General features: G+C 62.8%; 16 protein-coding genes and 1 tRNA gene. 12 read left to right on the top strand and 5 right to left on the bottom strand.

Annotated features, from left to right (window positions below):
- The 5 genes from ccmE to U1702_RS05290 are packed head-to-tail and all read left to right on the top strand — an operon-like array spanning nucleotide 1 to nucleotide 3911.
- Nucleotides 1-435, top strand: coding sequence for a cytochrome c maturation protein CcmE (gene ccmE, locus U1702_RS05310; RefSeq protein ID WP_332722707.1), 435 nt, complete (start codon nucleotides 1-3; stop codon nucleotides 433-435).
- Nucleotides 432-2363: a heme lyase CcmF/NrfE family subunit gene (locus U1702_RS05305; protein ID WP_332722705.1), complete on the top strand. Its 1932-nt coding sequence runs from the start codon at nucleotides 432-434 to the stop codon at nucleotides 2361-2363. The genes ccmE and U1702_RS05305 overlap by 4 nt, the downstream gene beginning before the upstream one ends.
- Nucleotides 2360-2887, top strand: coding sequence for a DsbE family thiol:disulfide interchange protein (locus U1702_RS05300; RefSeq protein WP_332722703.1), 528 nt, complete (start codon nucleotides 2360-2362; stop codon nucleotides 2885-2887). The genes U1702_RS05305 and U1702_RS05300 overlap by 4 nt, the downstream gene beginning before the upstream one ends.
- Nucleotides 2884-3261, top strand: a complete 378-nt coding sequence (locus tag U1702_RS05295; RefSeq protein ID WP_332722701.1) for a cytochrome c-type biogenesis protein — start codon at nucleotides 2884-2886, stop codon at nucleotides 3259-3261. The genes U1702_RS05300 and U1702_RS05295 overlap by 4 nt, the downstream gene beginning before the upstream one ends.
- Nucleotides 3258-3911: a tetratricopeptide repeat protein gene (locus tag U1702_RS05290; protein ID WP_332722699.1), complete on the top strand. Its 654-nt coding sequence runs from the start codon at nucleotides 3258-3260 to the stop codon at nucleotides 3909-3911. The genes U1702_RS05295 and U1702_RS05290 overlap by 4 nt, the downstream gene beginning before the upstream one ends.
- Here U1702_RS05290 and cmk read toward each other — a convergent pair whose 3' ends face one another.
- Together cmk and aroA are read right to left on the bottom strand one after the other, a co-directional pair.
- Nucleotides 3912-4550 (bottom strand): (d)CMP kinase, encoded by a 639-nt coding sequence (cmk, locus tag U1702_RS05285; protein WP_332722697.1) that lies wholly within the window; start codon nucleotides 4548-4550, stop codon nucleotides 3912-3914. It lies immediately after the preceding gene.
- Nucleotides 4547-5860 (bottom strand): 3-phosphoshikimate 1-carboxyvinyltransferase, encoded by a 1314-nt coding sequence (aroA, locus tag U1702_RS05280; RefSeq protein ID WP_332722696.1) that lies wholly within the window; start codon nucleotides 5858-5860, stop codon nucleotides 4547-4549. Before aroA ends, cmk begins: the two co-directional genes overlap by 4 nt.
- Before the next feature lie 137 nt (nucleotides 5861-5997).
- On the opposite strand from aroA, the gene U1702_RS05275 reads away from it, so the two are divergent.
- Both U1702_RS05275 and U1702_RS05270 read left to right on the top strand, forming a co-directional pair.
- Nucleotides 5998-6312: a TIGR02300 family protein gene (locus tag U1702_RS05275; protein ID WP_332724579.1), complete on the top strand. Its 315-nt coding sequence runs from the start codon at nucleotides 5998-6000 to the stop codon at nucleotides 6310-6312.
- Between the two features lie 60 nt (nucleotides 6313-6372).
- A tRNA-Ala gene (locus U1702_RS05270) sits at nucleotides 6373-6448 on the top strand.
- A gap of 32 nt (nucleotides 6449-6480) precedes the next feature.
- On the opposite strand, the gene U1702_RS05265 is transcribed toward U1702_RS05270, so the two are convergent.
- The 3 genes from U1702_RS05265 to U1702_RS05255 all read right to left on the bottom strand — a co-directional run bounded on the left by U1702_RS05265 (nucleotide 6481) and on the right by U1702_RS05255 (nucleotide 10556).
- Nucleotides 6481-7404 (bottom strand): ion channel, encoded by a 924-nt coding sequence (locus U1702_RS05265; protein WP_332722694.1) that lies wholly within the window; start codon nucleotides 7402-7404, stop codon nucleotides 6481-6483.
- A 119-nt stretch (nucleotides 7405-7523) separates the two neighbouring features.
- A complete protein-coding gene (locus tag U1702_RS05260) occupies nucleotides 7524-8936 on the bottom strand; it encodes an SH3 domain-containing protein (RefSeq protein WP_332722692.1) in 1413 nt (470 codons plus the stop codon).
- Nucleotides 8937-8960: 24 nt separating this feature from the next.
- Nucleotides 8961-10556 (bottom strand): TonB family protein, encoded by a 1596-nt coding sequence (locus tag U1702_RS05255; RefSeq protein WP_332722691.1) that lies wholly within the window; start codon nucleotides 10554-10556, stop codon nucleotides 8961-8963.
- 108 nt (nucleotides 10557-10664) lie between these two features.
- Here U1702_RS05255 and U1702_RS05250 point away from each other — a divergent pair, with 108 nt between their 5' ends.
- From U1702_RS05250 to U1702_RS05230, 5 genes are read left to right on the top strand one after another with little or no spacing between them, the layout of a single operon-like run.
- Nucleotides 10665-12128 carry a hypothetical protein gene (locus U1702_RS05250; protein ID WP_332722689.1) on the top strand — a complete coding sequence of 488 codons (1464 nt, stop codon included), beginning with the start codon at nucleotides 10665-10667 and terminating at the stop codon, nucleotides 12126-12128.
- Between the two features lie 22 nt (nucleotides 12129-12150).
- Nucleotides 12151-12714, top strand: coding sequence for a hypothetical protein (locus U1702_RS05245; protein ID WP_332722687.1), 564 nt, complete (start codon nucleotides 12151-12153; stop codon nucleotides 12712-12714).
- A 4-nt stretch (nucleotides 12715-12718) separates the two neighbouring features.
- A complete protein-coding gene (locus U1702_RS05240; RefSeq protein WP_332722685.1) occupies nucleotides 12719-14260 on the top strand; it encodes a tubulin-like doman-containing protein in 1542 nt (513 codons plus the stop codon).
- Between the two features lie 2 nt (nucleotides 14261-14262).
- A complete protein-coding gene (locus U1702_RS05235; protein WP_332722684.1) occupies nucleotides 14263-17706 on the top strand; it encodes a hypothetical protein in 3444 nt (1147 codons plus the stop codon).
- Nucleotides 17703-18710 carry a hypothetical protein gene (locus U1702_RS05230; RefSeq protein WP_332722682.1) on the top strand — a complete coding sequence of 336 codons (1008 nt, stop codon included), beginning with the start codon at nucleotides 17703-17705 and terminating at the stop codon, nucleotides 18708-18710. Before U1702_RS05235 ends, U1702_RS05230 begins: the two co-directional genes overlap by 4 nt.
- Nucleotides 18711-18777: the final 67 nt, after the last annotated feature.

Here is an 18777-nt window from a genome sequence, read left to right as displayed (position 1 = left end):
ATGAAGCGCAAGCATCAGCGATTGTTCCTGGGCCTTGCCGCACTCGTCGCGATCGGCGGGGCGAGCGCATTGGCGCTGTCCGCGCTGCAGGATCAGGCGGCGTTCTTCTACACACCGAGCGATGTTGCGACGGGGAAGCCGGAGATCGGCAAGGCCGCGCGGCTGGGCGGGATGGTCGAAAAGGGGTCGCTCAAGCATTTGCCAGACGGCGTGACGATGCGGTTTGTCGTGGCGGATGCGACGGCGACCGTGCCGGTGCAGTTCAAGGGCGTGGCGCCGGACTTGTTCAAGGAAGGGTCGGGCGTCGTCGCCGAGGGCAGCTTTACCGGCGATGGCGGGTTCGTCGCCACCAACCTGCTTGCCAAGCATGACGAGCGCTACATGCCGCCGGAGATTGCCGCGAAAATGCCTGCGCCGGAAACGTTGACGAAATGATTGCCGAAGCCGGACTGGCCGCATTGTGGTTCGCCGCCGCGCTGGCGCTGTTGCAGCTGGCGATGGCGGGGCTGGGGCTGTGGCTGAAGCAGGATGAGCTGATCGCGGCGGTGCGGCCCGTCGCGATCGTGCAGGGGTTGCTCGCGGCGCTGTCGTTCGGGTTGCTGGTCACCCTGTTTCTGCAAAGCGACATGTCGGTGCTGCTGGTGGCGACGAACAGCCATTCGGCCAAGCCGTTGCTGTACAAATTCGCCGGTGCGTGGGGCAACCATGAAGGGTCGATGCTGCTGTGGGTTACCGTTCTGGCGCTGGCCGGGGCGGCGATCGGGCTGATCGAGCGCAAGCTGGACCGGGCGACGCTGACCGCAACATTGGGCGCGCAGGCATTCATTGCGATTGGGTTTTACGCGTTTCTGCTGACCGCCTCCAATCCGTTTGCGCGGTTGAGTCCGGCGGCGGCGGACGGGATGGGGTTGAACCCGCTGTTACAGGATCCCGGTTTGGCGTTCCATCCACCGACCTTGTATTTCGGCTATGTCGGACTTTCGATTGCGTTTTCGTTCGCCGTAGGCGCGATGGTGACACGCGAGGTGGGGCCGGTGTTCGCGCGGGCGATGCGGCCGTGGGTTTTGGCGGCGTGGGTGTTCCTGACGATCGGGATCACGGCGGGGAGTTACTGGGCGTACTACGAACTGGGCTGGGGCGGCTGGTGGTTCTGGGACCCGGTCGAGAACGCATCGCTGATGCCGTGGCTGGCGGCAACAGCGTTGCTGCATTCGGTGAACGTGCTGGCGGCGCGCGACGGGCTGCGCGCGTGGACATTGATGCTGGCGGTGGTCGTGTTTTCGATGTCGATGGTGGGAACGTTTCTCGTCCGATCCGGCATTCTGACCAGCGTGCATGCATTTGCGGTCGATCCGACGCGGGGCAGCTTCATCCTGGTGCTGCTGGCGATCTATATCGGCGGGGCACTGGTGCTTTACGGCGCACGCGTTGGGCGGGTGAAGGCGGGGCAGGGGTTCGACTTGCTGAGCCGTGAGGGCGGGCTGGTACTCAATAATCTGCTGCTGTCCGTCATTCTGGGTATCGTGCTGATCGGGACGCTGTATCCGATATTGGCGCAGGCGATGGGGCAGCAATTGTCGGTTGGGCCGCCGTTCTTCAACAAGGCGGCGGGGCCGATTGCGTTGGCACTGGTCGCGGCGATGATGGTCGGGCCGTTGCTGAAGTGGCGGCGCGACGATGCCAATGCGCTGCTCGGCAAGATTACCGTTCCAGTGGCGGTGAGTGCGGTGACGATGGCGCTGACGTTCGTGATCGCGGGGTCGATCGGGTGGATGGAACTGGTCGGGCTGGGGCTGGCGGCGGGGCTGGCGGTGGCGAGTTTCGCGCCGGTGTGGAAACGCAATCCGTTGCGCACGCCGATGTTCACCTGGGGCATGATGGTCGCGCATTTCGGCGTGGCGGTGAGCCTGGCGGGGATGGCGGCGGACAGCGCGTTCACCAGCGAGCGGCTGGTCGCGGCGCGTTATGGGCAACCCTATTATGTCGGGCCGTATCGCGTAGTGCTGAACGGCGTTGCGCCGACGATCGGTGAGAATTGGTCGGCGGTCGAGGGCCGGGTGACCGCGTCGCGCGGTCCGGTCGACGGGCCGATGATTTTGCTGCGACCCCAGCGGCGCTTTTATTCCTCGCCGCCGACCGATACCGCCGAGGCGGCGATTGCGACGCGGGTGGACGGGCAGCTTTACGCAGTATTGGGCACGCAAGATGCCGAGGGGCGCTGGCAGCTGCGGCTGTGGTGGAAGCCGTTCGTAACGTTGATCTGGTTCGGCGGCGGGTTGATCGCGCTGGGCGGGGCGTTGTCGCTGATCGGGCGGGTGCGGCGTGCGCGGCGCAATGTGAAGCGGTGGGAGGAGGCGTGGTGACGCGCTGGAAACTGTGGCTGCCGCTGATCGCGTTCATGGCACTGCTCGGGCTGGTCGGGTCGCGGCTGATCGTGCCGCCGGATACCCAGGTGAAGTCGGCGCTGGTTGGCAAGCCGTTGCCGGAGTTTGCATTGCCGGGGATCGTTCAGGGCAAGCCGGGCCTGACCCGCGCCGATCTGGCGACGGGCAAGCCGCGATTGCTCAACGTGTTTGCCAGCTGGTGCGTGCCGTGCATCGCCGAGGCGCCGCAGTTGATGAAGCTGAAGGCGGCGGGCGCGCAGATCGACGCGGTGGCGATTCGGGATACGCCCGAGGCTGTCACGGCGTTCCTGTCGCGGCATGGCGATCCCTATACGCGGATCGGTGACGATGCGCAGCGCGTGGTGCAGATCGGGATCGGTTCGTCGGGCGTGCCGGAGACATTCGTGATCGACGGGCAGGGACGGATCGCGGCGCAACATATCGGCGATATCCGGGATGACGATGTGCCCAAGCTGCTCGCGGCGCTGGCGGCGGCGAAGTGAGCCTGTTGTTCGCACTTGCGCTGGCGGCGGCTGCGCCCGCTGATCTGGGCTATTCGCAGCTGCCGGATGCCGCGCAGGAAGCCGAGGCGGCGGAGCTGATGATGACGCTGCGCTGCCTGGTGTGTCAGGGCCAGTCGATCGCGGACAGCGATGTCGATATGGCGGCCGACATGCGCCGCGTGGTGCGCCAGAAGATCGCGGCGGGCGAAAAGCCGGACGCGGTGCGTGACTGGCTGATCGAGCGGTACGGCAGCTATGTGACCTATGACCCACCGTTGAGTTGGGCGACCGCGCCCTTGTGGCTGACGCCGTTCCTGTTGCTTGCGGCGGGACTGTTGCTGGCGCGCGGCACGTTGAAGCGGAGGAAGCGATGATGGGCTGGATCGCGCTCGCCGCAATCGGTGCCGTGGCATTTGGATTGCTGTGGCTGTTCGGGATGCCACGCGCGCTGGGGTCGTTCTCGGGTGCCGCGCTGATGCTGGGCGCGGCGGGCTATGCGTTGCAGGCCAATCCGGGATTGTCCGGGGCACCGGTATCCACGGTGAAGAAGGCGCAGGAAGACGATGCCGCGCTGCGCGACCTGCGCGGCGCGATGTTCGGGCGGTTCTCCTATCTCGACAGCTATTTCTTTGCCGCCGATTCGCTGGTGCGCGGCGGCGATCCGGACAAGGCGACGCGGTTGATGCTGGGCGGCGTGCGGTCGTCGCCGGGCGATGCGGCGATGTGGACTTGGCTGGGCATGACGATGGTCGAGGCGGACAAGCGCACGGTATCGCCCGCCGCCGGCCTTGCGTTCCGGCGCGCAGTGGCACTGGCCCCGCAGCATCCGGGACCCGCCTTTTTCTATGGGCTGGCGCATGTCCGCGCGGGCGATTACGCCGCCGCGCGTCCGTGGTGGCGCAAGGCGCTGTCACTCAGTCCGGTTGGGGCACCGTATCGACGCGATATCGCGGTACGGCTGGCGCTGCTGGAGCAATTTCTGAAGCTGGAGGCCGAGGCGGCGAAAGCACCGCCGACGCGCTGATTAGGCCGTCGCGGCTTTTTTGGCGCGCTGCGCCTCGACCAGCTGGATCGCCTTTTGCACGGCGGCGTCGATCGACAGGAAACTGGTGTCGAGTACGGCGGCATCCGGCGCGGCGATCAGCGGTGCTTCCGACCGTTTGGTATCGCGGTCGTCGCGGGCGCGGATATCGGCGAGAACCTTGTCGAGGCTGACCATCGTGCCGTTACGCTTGAGTTCGGCATGGCGGCGCTGGGCGCGGATCGTGGGGGTCGCCTTCACGAACAGCTTGGCGTCGGCCTTGGGCGCGATGACAGTGCCGATGTCACGCCCGTCGAGGATCGCGCCGCCGGGTTGAAGCGCAAAGCGCTTCTGGCGCTGAAGCAGCGCTGCACGGACCAGCGGGTGGGCGGAGACGATCGAGGCGACCTTCCCCACGTCATCGGTGCGCAGCCATTCGTCGGCGAGCAGCAGATCGTCGAACCCGCACGCGGCGACGGCGTCGGCCTCTTTCTCCGGGTTCATCTCCTCGCGCAGCACGGTGGCTGCGACGGCGCGGTAGAGCAGGCCGGTGTCGAGATGCGGGAGTTCGTAATGGCGGGCGAGGGCGCGGGCGATGGTGCCTTTGCCGGATGCTGCGGGGCCGTCGACGGCGATAATCATGCTGGTGTCCGGTCGGTCAAGGAGTCGAGGGTGGAGAAGAAGCCGGGGTAGCTGGTGGCGACCGGGCTTACATCGTCGATCTTCACAGCAGCGCGGCTGCCAAGTCCAGCCACGGCCATGCTCATAGCGATGCGATGATCGAGTTTCGAGCCGACTGGAGCGCCGCCGGGAATGGGATTGCCGCCGGTGCCGGTGATGGCGAGGCCGTCCTCAAATTCCTCCAGCGGCACGCCGTTGCCGCCGAGCGCCGCGACCATCGCGGCGATGCGGTCCGATTCCTTGACGCGCAGCTCCTCCGCGCCACGCGCGACGGTACGGCCCTGTGCGAAGGCGGCGGCGACGAACAGCACGGGGTATTCGTCGATCATACTGGGCGCGAGGTCGTGCGGCACCTCGATCGCGGTGAGCGGGGCGTGACGAACGCGCAGGTCGGCGACTGGCTCGCCCCCGACGATTCGGGGATTTTCGTCCGTGATGTCGGCACCCATCATGCGCAGCGCGGCGATAAGGCCGGTGCGCGTGGGGTTGAGGCCGACATTGGCGATCAGGATGTCCGACCCCGGCACGATCGACGCGGCGACCATCCAGAAGGCAGCGGAGGAGGGATCGCCAGGGACGGTGATGTGTTGCGGTTTCAGCTCGGCCTCGCCCCGGATCGAGATGATGCGGCCCTGCGGCGTCTCCTCGACGGTCAGGTCCGCGCCGAATCCCGCCAGCATCCGCTCGCTATGATCGCGCGTGGGCACGGGTTCGATGACGCGCGTGATACCGGGGGTGTTCAGGCCCGCGAGCAGCACCGCCGACTTGACCTGAGCCGAGGCGACGGGGAGCGTGTATTCGATCGGCACAGCGGGGCACAGGCCGCGCATCGTAAGCGGCAGGCGGCCGCCGGGGCTGGCGGTGAAGTCCGCGCCCATTTGCGACAGCGGATCGATCACCCGGCCCATCGGGCGCTTCGACAGCGACGCGTCACCGGTGAAGGTGGCGGTAATCGGATGGCTGGCGACGAGGCCCATCAGCAAGCGGGTGGAGGTGCCGCTATTGCCCATCTCCAGCGCAACCTCCGGCTGGAGCAGCCCGCCGACACCGACACCCCAGACGTGCCATACGCCATCGTCGCGGCGCTCGATCGTCGCGCCCATCGCCCGCATCGCAGCCGCCGTGGCAAGGACGTCCTCACCCTCCAGCAGGCCTTCGATCCGGCTTTCGCCGACGGCAAGGCCGGCGAACATCAGCGAGCGATGGCTGATCGACTTGTCGCCCGGCACGGTGACGGTGCCGCGTAGCGGGCCACGCGGGAGGACGGACATCTGCTGAGGAAGGGAGGCATGCATCGGCGGCGGCTTTGACAGCAGCCTTGCGCTATGGCAATGCGCGCGCCACTTCAGACGGGGAGTTTGCTCTCCGAATATCCTTTAAAAATCGAAGAAAAGGCATGAGCGGCACTATGGCGAAGCCGGAATGGGGCACGAAACGGACCTGCCCGAAATGCGCGACGCGCTTTTACGACCTGACCAAGGACGAGCCGGTGACCTGCGTCGCATGCGGCGTGAACTGGAACCCGGAACCGATTCTGAAATCGAAACAGCCTTTGCCGTTTGAAGCGGTCAAGGAAGTCGAGAAGAAGAAGGACGATTCGGATCTGGGCGACGACGATCTGGACGTCGATGAGGATGCCGAGGGTTCGCCCGACGATGACGTCGATCTGGGCGGCGACGACGATCTGGGCGTTGAAACGCCGGACGCCGACGAAGAAAGCTGAGAAAACCCCGTTGCAAAGGGCGCGATGGCTGTTAAAGGCCATCGCCTTCCCGAGACGGATGGGGCCTTAGCTCAGCTGGGAGAGCGCCTGCATGGCATGCAGGAGGTCAGCGGTTCGATCCCGCTAGGCTCCACCATCCCGCCCGTAAGCGATTGTTCGCGCATCCGGTTATCCGGCGAGGGTCTCCGCCCTGCGATACCGCGTATTGATCGATTCGATCAGCAGCGCGATGACCAGCGTCAGCATGATGCTGGAAATCACTTGTTCCAGTCCGGCCAACGCCTTGGCGATCGCGGAAACGGGCGTCACATCGCCATATGCATTGTGATGGATCAACCCCAGGCTGAAATAGAGATAATCGAGAAAGGCGATGCCGCTTGAGCTCTCGGATCTGATGACCAGCGCGCCCGGCTTGTCGACCAGCGCCAGATTCTCGAACAGCAGCGCAAAGCCGACGCCGATATAAATCATCGACTTGAAAAAATGACCCAGGAAAACCTTGGCCACCGCGAACGGAAACGTGACGTTCTGCTGAATCTTGAGGCGTTCACGCGCCTTGACCGGGTCGAGCCGCTCATTGATTTCGTCGACGATCCGGAACTTCAACTCCTTCAGGATCAGCATGACGCTAAGAGCAATCGCGCACCATACCAGTACCGGGTCCTTGGACGCGGCACCCACCAGTGCGCACAGGATCACCGCAAGATAGCGGACGGCTTCTACCGCCTCCCGCCAGCCACGCGGCGGCGTGCCGCACAATTTGGCCTGCTTCCGGTCGAGCCAATAGCGCACCGTGTGGATGACAAGCACGATCGGTACCGCCACCGCGGTTTCGTTCAGCAGCGAATTCGGGGCCGCGATGTAGGAAAAGCTCAGCACGAACACGAACACGATGGTCGTGACGATATGGGACCCCTCAAGTGCTTCCAGAACCGCAGGCCATTTCTCGAACCAGTTGCCGCAGGCCTGCAAAAAGGATGTGATGAGGAACGCGGTTGCCACGACCGCGATCAGTGAGGGCGAGAGCGGCGAGTACCATGATAAGGATTGTCCGCGGAAGCGATTGAGGACGATCACAACGACGAGCAACAAGATTGCCGCCGTTATGATAAGCCATTCAAGCGTGCTCCGTTTCCTGCGCCAATCGGCGAGGCGTGCGCCCAGCGCGCGCATCCACCCCGAAGACTGCCCATTCGCAGCGACAGCCCGTTTCACCCGCACGTAAAATCGATCTCGTAATCGCCGTCACTGGCGAGCTTGACGTGTGCCTTTCGCATGACAATTGACCGGCCATTGAGTGTTGCCGTGCGTCCGTTTTCGGGAACCTCGATCTGCTCGTGACTGGCGTTGAACTCCGCCCAATAGATTTCCGAGGTCTGGGCAGATACGCGCGCACTATCTGCCAATACATAGTTTGTATAACCCCCGGTCAAGTTCCAGATGCCGCCGGTTCGCCAGCCGCCGGGAGACAGATAGTATAACGCCAGACGCAAATTGGTGCTGCACTTGTTCCGTATATACACGTCTCGGAACCGGCTTGGTGTATATGTCGCCGCTACGTCCGGTACCGGCGAGGGGGCCGATGCGTCCGGTTGCTCGCTCGCCGAGACAAGGCTGGACGTCTCTACGTAACCGACGCCGCCGGCAACCAGCGTCAGTTCAGCCCAGGCACCATTGACGACGCCCGCGACAAGCACCTTCTGCCCGGGGCTCAGCGCGGATCGCGTGCCGGGAATCGCGGGACTATTGCCGTCCGGCGCGGTGCGGACCTGCGTGTCCGCGCCAATCTCCATCAGACCCGAAATACTGGTATCGAGCGCGGGGCGTTCGGTGCTCGACAGGTTTCCGGTCCACACATAAAGGCCTGTATGTGGCCCTTCGGTAATGTGCAGCCAACGCTCGTCACTGGCTTCACCAGCAATGACGACGCCGCGCAACACCGCACCGCGTGCCAGCTTTGGCGTGTTATCGGTCCCTCCGCTCTTTGCCGATGGCTGGAGGTTGATCTCACGCGTGGCATAAAAGGTCTGCCGCGGCAGATTGGCTTCCGGGTCGACCGGCGCGGGCGGCGGCGTTTCCACGGGCTCAACGATCGGCGTGGCTGCCTCCGGCCTGGGCGACTCCTCGCGGGTGGCAAGAAACGCGACGACCAGCACCACGACGATGATCGGCCAGACGATCCACGGGCCGACCCACCCGCCCCGATCCCGAGACGACGAAATGGGCTGAGCGACCGGCGGCGCGGGCAGTTCCGGGGGTGTCGGGCGCGAACGGGGAGCGGCGCGCGATTCCTTCTCTGCGAGCGGTTCCCTCGCCGGCACTGAAGAGTCTGCGGTGTCGGGGGCGACGGCGGCATCTTCGACCTCCTGCTCCGGCTCGAGATCAGCTTCGGCCGGCGCTACGGGCTCCTCGGATTCCTCTACGACCGGCGGCGCGAGTAAATGGCGCAGGACCGGTGCCTCGCTGGCGGGCCGGTGATAGGCACCGCCCTCCATCGGGTAGATCTCGATTTCGGTATCGGCGACGACGCGGCCCGATTTGACGGCGCGCCGACAGTCCGCTTCATTGTGCAGCTCTTCGGGGAAGCCCGCGTCCTCGAAGGTCATCAACCGGAATTCATCCACGCGCCAATTCCCCCTTTTATCGTTTTACCTGTCCGGAATGGTCCACAGAAACGCTGGTGTGTCGTAGTCGCCATCGATCGCAACGCCTGCCGCATCGCGCGCGGGCCTGAAGCGAGTTTTTTTCAACAGAATACATGTCTGTTTATCCAGTGACCTGGAGCCGCTGCTTTGCCGGATCGTGCAGCTCTTGACGCGCCCCTTGCGATCGATCCGCAATTTGGCCGAAACGGTGCCTTCTTCCTTCAATCGCCGCGCGTCTTCCGGATAGTCGGGGTCGATAAACTTCTGGAACCTAGAATCAGCGGGCATGGGACCGAATGCTGCGGAGGAGGGTTCCGGCATGGGCGGGGGTGGCGGAGGCGGCGGTGCCCGAACAGCGTCCAGTTCAGCGACGCGCGTCCGGTAGGCCGCCTCGTAACATGTGCGTTGCCGTCCACACCGGGTCAGACGGGCACGAAAATCCTCGAGTGCTTCCCCGACCTCGGGATTTCGCATGCGCGCGGCGGCATATGCCTGGTTCAGTTGATCACGCAGGTCGGACAGTTCCGGCCACCGACAATGCGCCCAATCCACGCTGCGAAGGCCGTCACATGGTCCGCGATTGGGCGGTGGCGGCGATGGGCCAACCACGGGCGGCTGCGGTGGCTCGGGCACCGTCGGCTGCGCGACCTGCACGACGCCACCCAGCACCAGTCGCGCCCTGATATAACCGATCCGCCGATCGACGAGTATGACTTCAAGCCATTGCCCGCCCTGATCCATGTCCTTCAGACGGCCGACGACGTCTACACTCTCGCGGGGAATAACATTTTTAAGCGGTGGCGAACCGTCATCGGCCTTGGTGAGAATAGTCCCGTCTGACAGCACTTGGCGCATCCCGGAAAACTGGCTGGCGTCCAACTCCGGGGGCACGGTATCGGTCAGATCCGCAGTCCTTATGAAGCTATACTGTTCATAGCCGTCGGTTATTCGCGCCCAGGTTCCGTTGATTTCGACGACTTTCAAGGCGGTTCCGCGAAGGATCTTGGTTGCTAGGCCAGATTCGGCCTGACCGAGATAGGTTTTAGTCGTGCGTATCGTCCATTTTTCATCCAAGGCACGCGGCTCGACGTAGATGAATGCGATAATAAATACTATAATTAGAGCAAGTGCCCCGTACATCGCCGCCTGTCTGCGCTTCGATGGGCCGGGCACAGGTTGCGCGAGCGCGTCCGATGATTCGACCGCTGCTTGCCGCTCTCCTTTATCCGAATCACTATTTTGTACGGAAACCGGCTCGTCTGCTTCCGACGCAGGCATATCCGCCGATAAATTTATATCCGAAACGGACTGATCTCCTGGATGCGATTTATCCAATATGGGTTGATCTTTATTTTTGCGGGACCGACTCCTCGGTTTTACCGATTCTGCCACAGCGTCTGGCTCAGCCTCGAGAAGTGCCGCAAACTGTTCAAAGGAAGAAGCTTTGCCCCCTGTTGCCGCACCATCTTCATCATACACGTAAACGAACGAGTCTTTCGACAGATGTCCCTGTTTAATAAGCTGTTTTGCAACATCCATGTCCGTGATTGGCGCTAAATCCCCATCACGTTCCAACGTTGAGTATTGCCAAGCCTTCACACGCTCTCCCCCACAGAGATGCCCGGCAAGCAAACACGAACTCGCGCTATGGACAATATAGATTCACCAATAGCATAAGGTAGTCAGGGATTTCGGGGCAAGAATTCGATGCAACTTGCGTTTCGCCACCCGCGCATTGCCGGGTTGTTGGCGCTGGCACTGTTACTGACCGCCTGTGGTGGTGAGGCCGGAGAGGGACTCTCCTGCTATCCCGCCGCCGCGCAGCGTTGGATTTATGTGAAACCGGATCAGAAACGCGCGCCGACGCAGTCGGCCGCCGTTTCCGCCACCGTCTATGTCGATCGCTCTGGCAGCATGACCGGCTATGTTGCGGGCAAGACCAATTTCGAGCGCCCGTTCCAGGATCTGATCGAATCGATTCCCGGTGCGCTCAATCAGATCGGCGTCAAAACCAGTTTTCGCGGGTTCGGCCGCTCGATCAGCGATCCGATCGCCAAGCCGGACGTGCTCACCACCACGCAATATTATCAATGCGCGAGCCGAAATCTGGCCACGTGCGAGAATCAGGAGTCGCATCTCGACGCGGTGTTCGGGCGCGTCCGGAGCAATCCGACAGAGATGGCGGTGATTATCACCGACCTGTGGCTGAGCAATTCGGATATCAAGTCGAGCGGCTGGACCGCGTTGCAGCCGGTGCTGGCGGATATCCTGCAGGGTGGGCGGACGGTCACGCTCTATGGAATCGATGCGCCATTCGACGGGCGCATTTCCGACCTTCCGGACGTCAGCGAGAGCGCGAGTGCGATCCCGTTCCGCGGTCGTCATCCGCTGTACATGCTGGTGATCGGGTCCAAGGGACAGGTGCTGGCGCTTGACGATCAGCTCAAGAATTCAGGGTCGAAACTGATTGCAACCGGCATGCGCAACGGCACGATTCACCGGTCAGTCTTCACGGTCGATCCGGGGCCGCTGATCTTCGCCGTGAAACGCCCGCTGACCGCAGGCGGCGATTCGCGCATCCGCCAGACCGTGTTCGAGGCCTCGACCGGTGTGAACATCCAGCAGTTCGAGCTCTCCCCGGGACTGCCGCGCCCGACCGACAAGCGTCCGGAAGCACCGTCCTGGACGGCACCCAATGATTCGTCGTTCATCACCGATGCCGTATGGGAAGGCCCGGTCGAGCCGATCCTGCGCGTCTGGATGCGGCGCGACACCAAATGCACGCCTGCATCCTGGCTTGAACTCTCGCCGGGCAAGGACGGGATAGAGCCGGTGGACAGCGGGCAACGTCAGCGGGTGTCGCTGTCGCCCGAACGGCTGAGCGCCAAGATGAGCCAGCGGGGCGGGGTCTATCTCGTATCGGGCGAGCTGCGCCGCACGTCGGTTACCAGCCCTAATCCGACCAACCGCTGGATGATCGACTGGAACCTTGCTCCCGAACGGGCAACCGCGACCGCCGCGAACCCTCCGCGCCTGTTCCCGACGCTGAACCTCGACGAAGTCGCCCGGCTGATGGAGAACTCGCTGGCGACGGCGGCGAAGCGTTCGCATGAAAATGGTCAGAATGACGTCGTCGCGGGCTTTAGCGCGCTCGTGAAGGTGAAGGACTGAATTCTCGGGAAAAGGTGGTGGTATGAGGGAAGCCCGTAACGAAATCGGCGACATCCTGATCCGGATCGGAAAGGCGTTGCTCATTTATCTGGTGATCGGTGCGGCCCTGCTGGGGCTAATATTCTGGCTCACCAGCGATTTTGAAAGCGCCAGCCTGATGCTGCGCGCGCAGTTCGCCGATGCCGAGGACGCCCAGACAAGCGTGATGGTGATCCTCGACCAGGCGCGGCTTCACCTTGTCTATTGGATGCTCACTTCGCTTGCCGCGAGCCTGATTTGCGCCAGCCTGTTCCTCAGCTTTGCGCAGAGTCGTCGCCCCCGGAATGCAATCGAGGGTGGGTCATACAAGGCACGCTGGATCGCGTTGCTGATCGTGGCGCTGTCGCTCTCTGTGCTGTGCTGGTGGCAGTTCGTGTCGGTTGCGGACGTCGCCGGGGCGCTCGTTTCAAAAAGCTATGTGCTGGTGCTGGTTTGTGTCGGGCTGGGGAATTTGCTGGCTTATTATCTCGCAACCGGCCTCGCGGTGACCATGACCATGAAGCCATCGGTGCCCATGGGCACCCTGCTTCCGAACAGCTGGAATTGAGCCGATGAACAAGACAGTCCATGTCCTGCTGGGCGTCGGCGGCACCGGCGCGAAGGTGGTCGAGGCAGCCCTGATGATGATGGCGGCCGGCGTCGGGCCGCGTAACGTGCATGTCGGCCTGATCGATCAGGATAACTCCAACGGCAATGTCGCCCGGACCCGCCAGTTGCTGAGCAATCTGGTGGATTTCCAGCACGACTGGTCAGCCAATGAAATGAACCGCGTCGATTGGATCGGGAGCGCTCCGCCCGCGTTTGGCAGCGTGAAGGTGCATCCGCTTTTCAAGCAAGACAAGAATGCATTGTGGTGCCCGACCCGAACCCAGGGGACGTTGCGGTCCATCGTCGGCGAGAATCTGGACGAAGCGCACGAGCATCTGTTTGACCTGATGTTCATGGAAGGCCCGGAAGAGCAGGATCTTCCGCTCAGCAAGGGCTATCGCGGCCGTGCCCATGTCGGCGCGACCGCGTTGGTTGCGTCGCTCGTCGATGGGGAAAGCGTGCTGCTGAAGCGACTGACTGAACTGATGGAAGATGCGAACCGCAACCAGGTGAACATCTTTGTCGTCGGCTCGGCTTTTGGCGGTACCGGCGCTGCAGGGTTTCCAACGCTTGCCCGCGCGTTGAATCGCATCCGCAACGCGAGCGATTTCAAGAATGCCGGCAAGGTCTCCCTCGGCGGCATGCTGATGTTGCCCTATTTCCAGTTCCACCAGCCGCCGGCCGACGCGGTGGACGCCGTCGTGACGTCCGACGAATTGCTGCCCAAGGCGAAACTCGCGCTTGAATATTACAACAATCTGCTTGCGCATGAGGCGACGTTCGACCGGTTCTATGCGCTGGGCTGGGAACAGCTGTTCAACCTGGGGTATCACGAGCCGGGCAGCGCCGAGCAGCAAAACCCGGCACTGGCTCCCGAGATTTTCGCCGCGTCCGCGATCTTCGACTTCTTCGATCGTCCGCGCGAGGAGGAGGGCGAGGCGAAAGCGCCGGTGATGGTTTCCGCCCGGCAGGATCGCGAAATCCGCTGGCGCGACCTGCCATATCCCGATCTCGAGGCGCGGCTGGGCCAGATGCTGCGCTTTGCCGTCTACTGGCGCTTTGTCGTTGAGCCGGCGCTGAGCGAGAAGAAACTGATCGGCAAGAACTGGGCGCAGAAACTCGCTGGCGACGCCCGCGCGATTGACTCCGAAGTGCCGCTCAATCTTCTGCGCGAGCTGATCGACGACATCCTGTTATGGGCGATGACGATCGAACACACTGGCGGCGAGTTCTGGAGAAATGGGCCGTGGCAGCTCGCTGACCTGAAAGATCCTTCCCATGTACCGACCCCCACGACGCCGGTGGCGTTGCGCGGTCCGGCGATGCAACTGACAGCGCTGCATGACGCGTTCGATCACCTGATCCGCACCGATGCCGGCGAATTTCTGCCGCGCGCCGGACACGAACTGCATGACGAACTAACGCGCGCGAAGCCGCCGGCCGGCGACCATCGCGGTATCGGACGCACGGTGGCAGCCGTCTATGCCGCCGCGAGCATGAGGTAAAAATGGCACATTACAACCTCCCCAGCTTTGGCCGCGACGCACCGTTTCCGCCGGCAACCGATGCCGGTCTATGGGCGCAGGCGGACGGCACATTGGGCCAGTTGGGCAAATCATTCAGGCTGGATGCCGAGGCGTTCAAGGATCCCGACGAGCCGATTCGGGCGATTCCCGACCCTTGGGCGCAGCCGCGGACCTTTGCCGAAGCGCTGATCGACGGTCACCATTCGATGCACCGCCATGCGTTGTCGCAATGGCGGGGGCTGCTCGCCACCTTTGCCCTGGCGGGTCTGCGTGCCTCGAATTATGTGCTGACGCCGCGCCGCGTGAAGCTGGACGGAGCGCACATCTTCGATCGCGTGCTGGTGCATTTGACACCGCAGGTCGCCATCGGTGACCAGGTCGGATTGTGGAAAGAGCCCTGGCTGGTTCTTGCCACGGTCAAAGGGGAAAAGCCTTTCCCGTTGGCGATGACGAATTCAGCATGCCTGGTCTCGCCGGGGCGCAATGCCGCAACCGCCATATTGCCGGGCATCGCCTGGGCTGAGACGGGGCCAACCGATCCGCTTGCGCTGGACCCCACGGTTGGGCTTTCGGTGTCCGAATTGCTGGTATTGGCGCGGTGGTTGCGCGGGCTTCAGCTCGAATTGCATTCCGTGGGCGGCGATGTGAGCAGCCGCATTCGCGCACTGCTGGGAGAATTCGCCGACGAATGCGAGACGCTCGCCGGTCCGATCAAAATAGAGATCAATACCGGCCCATCGCTGTACCAGGATTTGCCCGACCTGTTTCGCGGACTGTGGGCAACGGCGATGCCGCAGCCGATCACCGATCCGGCGGCTTTGTCGCGCACGCGCTTGCGGCTCAACCCCCAGCTCGATTTCGGCGAGCTCAAGGGCGTGATCCTGGTCGATCCCGATATCGCCAATCACGCGCAATTCGATCCGCGCCGCACGTTCATCTGGGGCACGCGCACGCTGACCGAACTGGTCAATTCGGACGATCTTTTTCAGGAGACGCGCAAGGACGCGGCGCGCCTTGGTTATCTGCTGGTTCGGCCTGAAGATTTCTTCACGGAGCGCGCCGTAAGGCTGGATCATCAGCCAATGATTTCGGGCCACCCCCAGGGGTTGCAGGACATGCTGCTGCCGGTTCGTCCGCTAGCTTTGCTGCTCGACCTGCCACTCAAACAGATCGTCAGCTGCCAGTCGTCATCCGCTCAGGCCTCGGCAACGCTGAGCGTCCGGCTCGACGACGAGAGCGAGGGCGGCTTCCGTCATCTCATGACGCGCAACTATTCGAGCGATACTTCGTCGGGGCGGCCATTATTCGTGCCGGATGCCGACTGGCGGATTTACAACGCGTCGGTGTGGCCGAACTTTCGCTCGCCGGCGTGGGGCACCTATCTCACCCGCTTCGTCTACAGCGCCAGCGGCAAGGCCAATATGGCACGTCCGGCGCAGATCCTGTCGATCGCGCTATTGGCGTCGGAGATCGCTGTCGCTGGCGACGGCGATGCTGCCGTCGCCCGGCTTACCGAACTGAACGCCGGAAAGCGGCCCGAGCAGAAATCCGGACGGTTCCTGCGATCCGAACGCAACGTCGGCGGCGAATATGAGGACATGCAATATTCCGCCACCCCGATCGACGCGATCTATTATGTCGAGGCATTCGGCGACAGACCGGATGCAGCGGGCGGGATGGTGTTTCTGGATCTGCCCGAGGTTGAAACCAAGGCCGTATCGACCGTGGTCGCAATGGATTTCGGAACCACCAATACCGTCGCGTGCTTCGAGGATCTGAAGCCGATCACCTTTGAGACGCGACGGATAATACCCATAAAATACAAGGACGCGAACAAGACACGCGACGCCGAGCACAGCGCACGCTGGCTTCTCAACCGCTTTCTGCCCCCCGAAAAGCGGTTGACGCCGACGCCGACGGTCGTCCTGACCCGAACAGCTTTCCCGAATAACGAGGCGATATGGGCGTTCCGAAACCTGGTCTATTTCCACTCGACCCTGCGTCCTGCGGCCAATAGCGAGAGCAAGGAGCTGCAACAGTTTCAGCGCGTGATCCAGGACGCGAAATTCAACCTGAAATGGAATGACGACGCCGCGCATGTTCAGGCGGCAACTGATTATCTCGAGCATTTCATGACGATGGTTGCCGCGGAAGGGGCGGCCGCCGGACGCGATCCCCGGCAAATTTTGTGGCGTTTCTCGGTACCTGACTCGCTATCGCCGCGACGCCGGGATCAGTTTGAGAGCAGCCTGTCGGCCATCACCCGCCGCATCTCCAGCGATGTCGAGGAGGGCAAAGGCGTAAAGATATTGGCGCCGCTTTACTCCGAAGGTCTTGCCGCGGCGCGGCACATCCTGGCGGATGCCGGCTTCAATCCTCAGTCGCTCAACATCGTGCTCGATATTGGTGGCGGGACGACCGATGTGACCATCTGGGACGTGGACCAGCTGGTATGGAAGGGCTCTTTCCGTATCGCCGGACAAAATTTCTTCACCCGGGCGATCAGTCAGAACCCTGAAATCCTGAAGCCGATCGGGCTGGAGGACTGGGCCTCGCTATTCGGCTCCTCGGATGGAAAGCAGCGGACGATAGCGACCGATCTGGAATCGCATCTTGCGGAAATTCTCTTCAGCGGTCCGATATTGCAAAGCGCGATCGACGAGCATTGGGAAACCAAACTCAACATCGGCCCGGGGAAGAAATTGCGGATCACCGCGCTCGTATTCCTCGCAGGTCTGGCCTGGTACATCGGCATGATCGTTCGCAAGCTGGTCGCGGACGGCGTGATCGACGCCGAACAGATCGAAAACCCGGCCTTTGCGCTATGCGGACGCGGGGCCGGTATCTTCAAGAAGATGCATGGCGGCCGCGAAGCCGATGCCGAGAGCGATGTGACCCGCGCCCTTCAGGTGTTCGGCCGCGCCGCTGGGGTGGATACGAGGCCCATGCCGCAATTGTTCACGACGTCGGATGCCAAGCTCGAGGTCGTGCGCGGCATGATGGTCGGGGGCGGACTGATCGATGCGTCGGTAAAGTCCGGACGCGCGGGTGCCAGGGAATATCTCCCGGCGGGCGTCGGCGTTGAGTTTCGCGGCGGTAATCCGCTGCCAGCGGACGGCATGACCGGTGAGATGGCGTTCAAGGAGCGCGTCAAGACCGTCGATCTGGCACCGCTGTCCGAGTTTCTGCAAGAGCTCGAAGCGGTCGAGGATATCGCACTCAACCTGTACCCCGACCGAGCGCAGGGCGCATTCGGGATGATCCAGAATGCCGTTCGCACGCAGATCGACAAAGCCACGCAAGAGGGTGAAACGGCCGAATCGCGTGAGCCACCCTTCATCATGGCGTTGCGGACGCTGGTCGATCAATTGGCATTGCCCACCGATGTGCAGGCCAAGCAATTGTCGATGGATTTCCGCACATGATCGCTCGCTGCCTTGCGCTCGTTTTGGCGCTGGCGTTCGCAGCGACCGCCCCCGCGACTGCGTCAAGCAAGTTGGGTGGAAACAAGGCGGACGGCATTGCCGCGGACGCCGCGGACACGGAAATCGCAACGGGCGATGATGGAGAAAGCGCATCGGACTCGGGATTCGAGCAGGACAGTGAGGCGAACGAGCAGGCAAACAAGAATGGTTTCAAACCTGCAGCCGCTTTCGAGACGCCCGGCCCGGAGGCGCCCCCCCAGCAGGGGACGGGGTGGCGCGGATATCTGCCTTATGCCGTTGCACTGCTTTTCGCGTTGTTGAGCATGGGTTATGCGAGGCGCAAGATCAGGGCGGTGGAGGACCGGCTGGAAGGACGGCTTAGCGGGCACAGCAACCGCATGGAGCGGCTTGAAGCGGAGCAGAGGAAACAGCTGAAAGCGGACGATCCCGAGCCCGGGTCGAACTCAAATCGAACAAGTGATGCAAAGATTGCTCGATCGAAGGCCGTTGAGAACCCGACCCCGCAACCTTCGCCCGCGCCAGCGCCGTTGATTTCCCGAGGCAATTTAGGTCAGGCCATCACCAATCGCCTGGTACAGGCGGCAGTCGATGATTATCGAGGCCTGTTGCAGCAATCGCAGCTAAGCGGCAGCGCGTTTGTCGCGGCGATGACGCGGCATGGCGCGCTGCTGGAAGTCGTTGCGTCGAATAATGACGGATTGCGCCTTGGCTATGCCGCCACCGGCGGCCCCGGCGAGTTGCTGGCGGGGGTCAAGTTTGAAGACGGCACGGTGTTGCTGATCCCGTCGGCCGATTTCATCATGGAATTCAGCCTGACGTACAAGGAATCGCTCGACATCGGGCCGCTGATTCAGATGGCGTTTCGTCTCGACATCAATGGCTCGGGCAATCTTTCCTACGAGGTGCCAGCGCTCGCCCGGGCTGGCGCGAACGGCGAGCTTGATTTTGAGCAGGCGGGACTGTTGGCAGGCTTTACACGATGATTGCTGTCCCGATTTCGCACGCTGGTTAACCACGCTTTGCGATAGGCGGAATCGTAAACAAGGCGTT

It is taken from the genome of Sphingomonas sp. LT1P40, from assembly GCF_036663835.1.
In the GTDB taxonomy this organism is placed as follows: domain Bacteria; phylum Pseudomonadota; class Alphaproteobacteria; order Sphingomonadales; family Sphingomonadaceae; genus Sphingomonas.
This window is presented reverse-complemented; position numbering and strand designations above follow the sequence as displayed.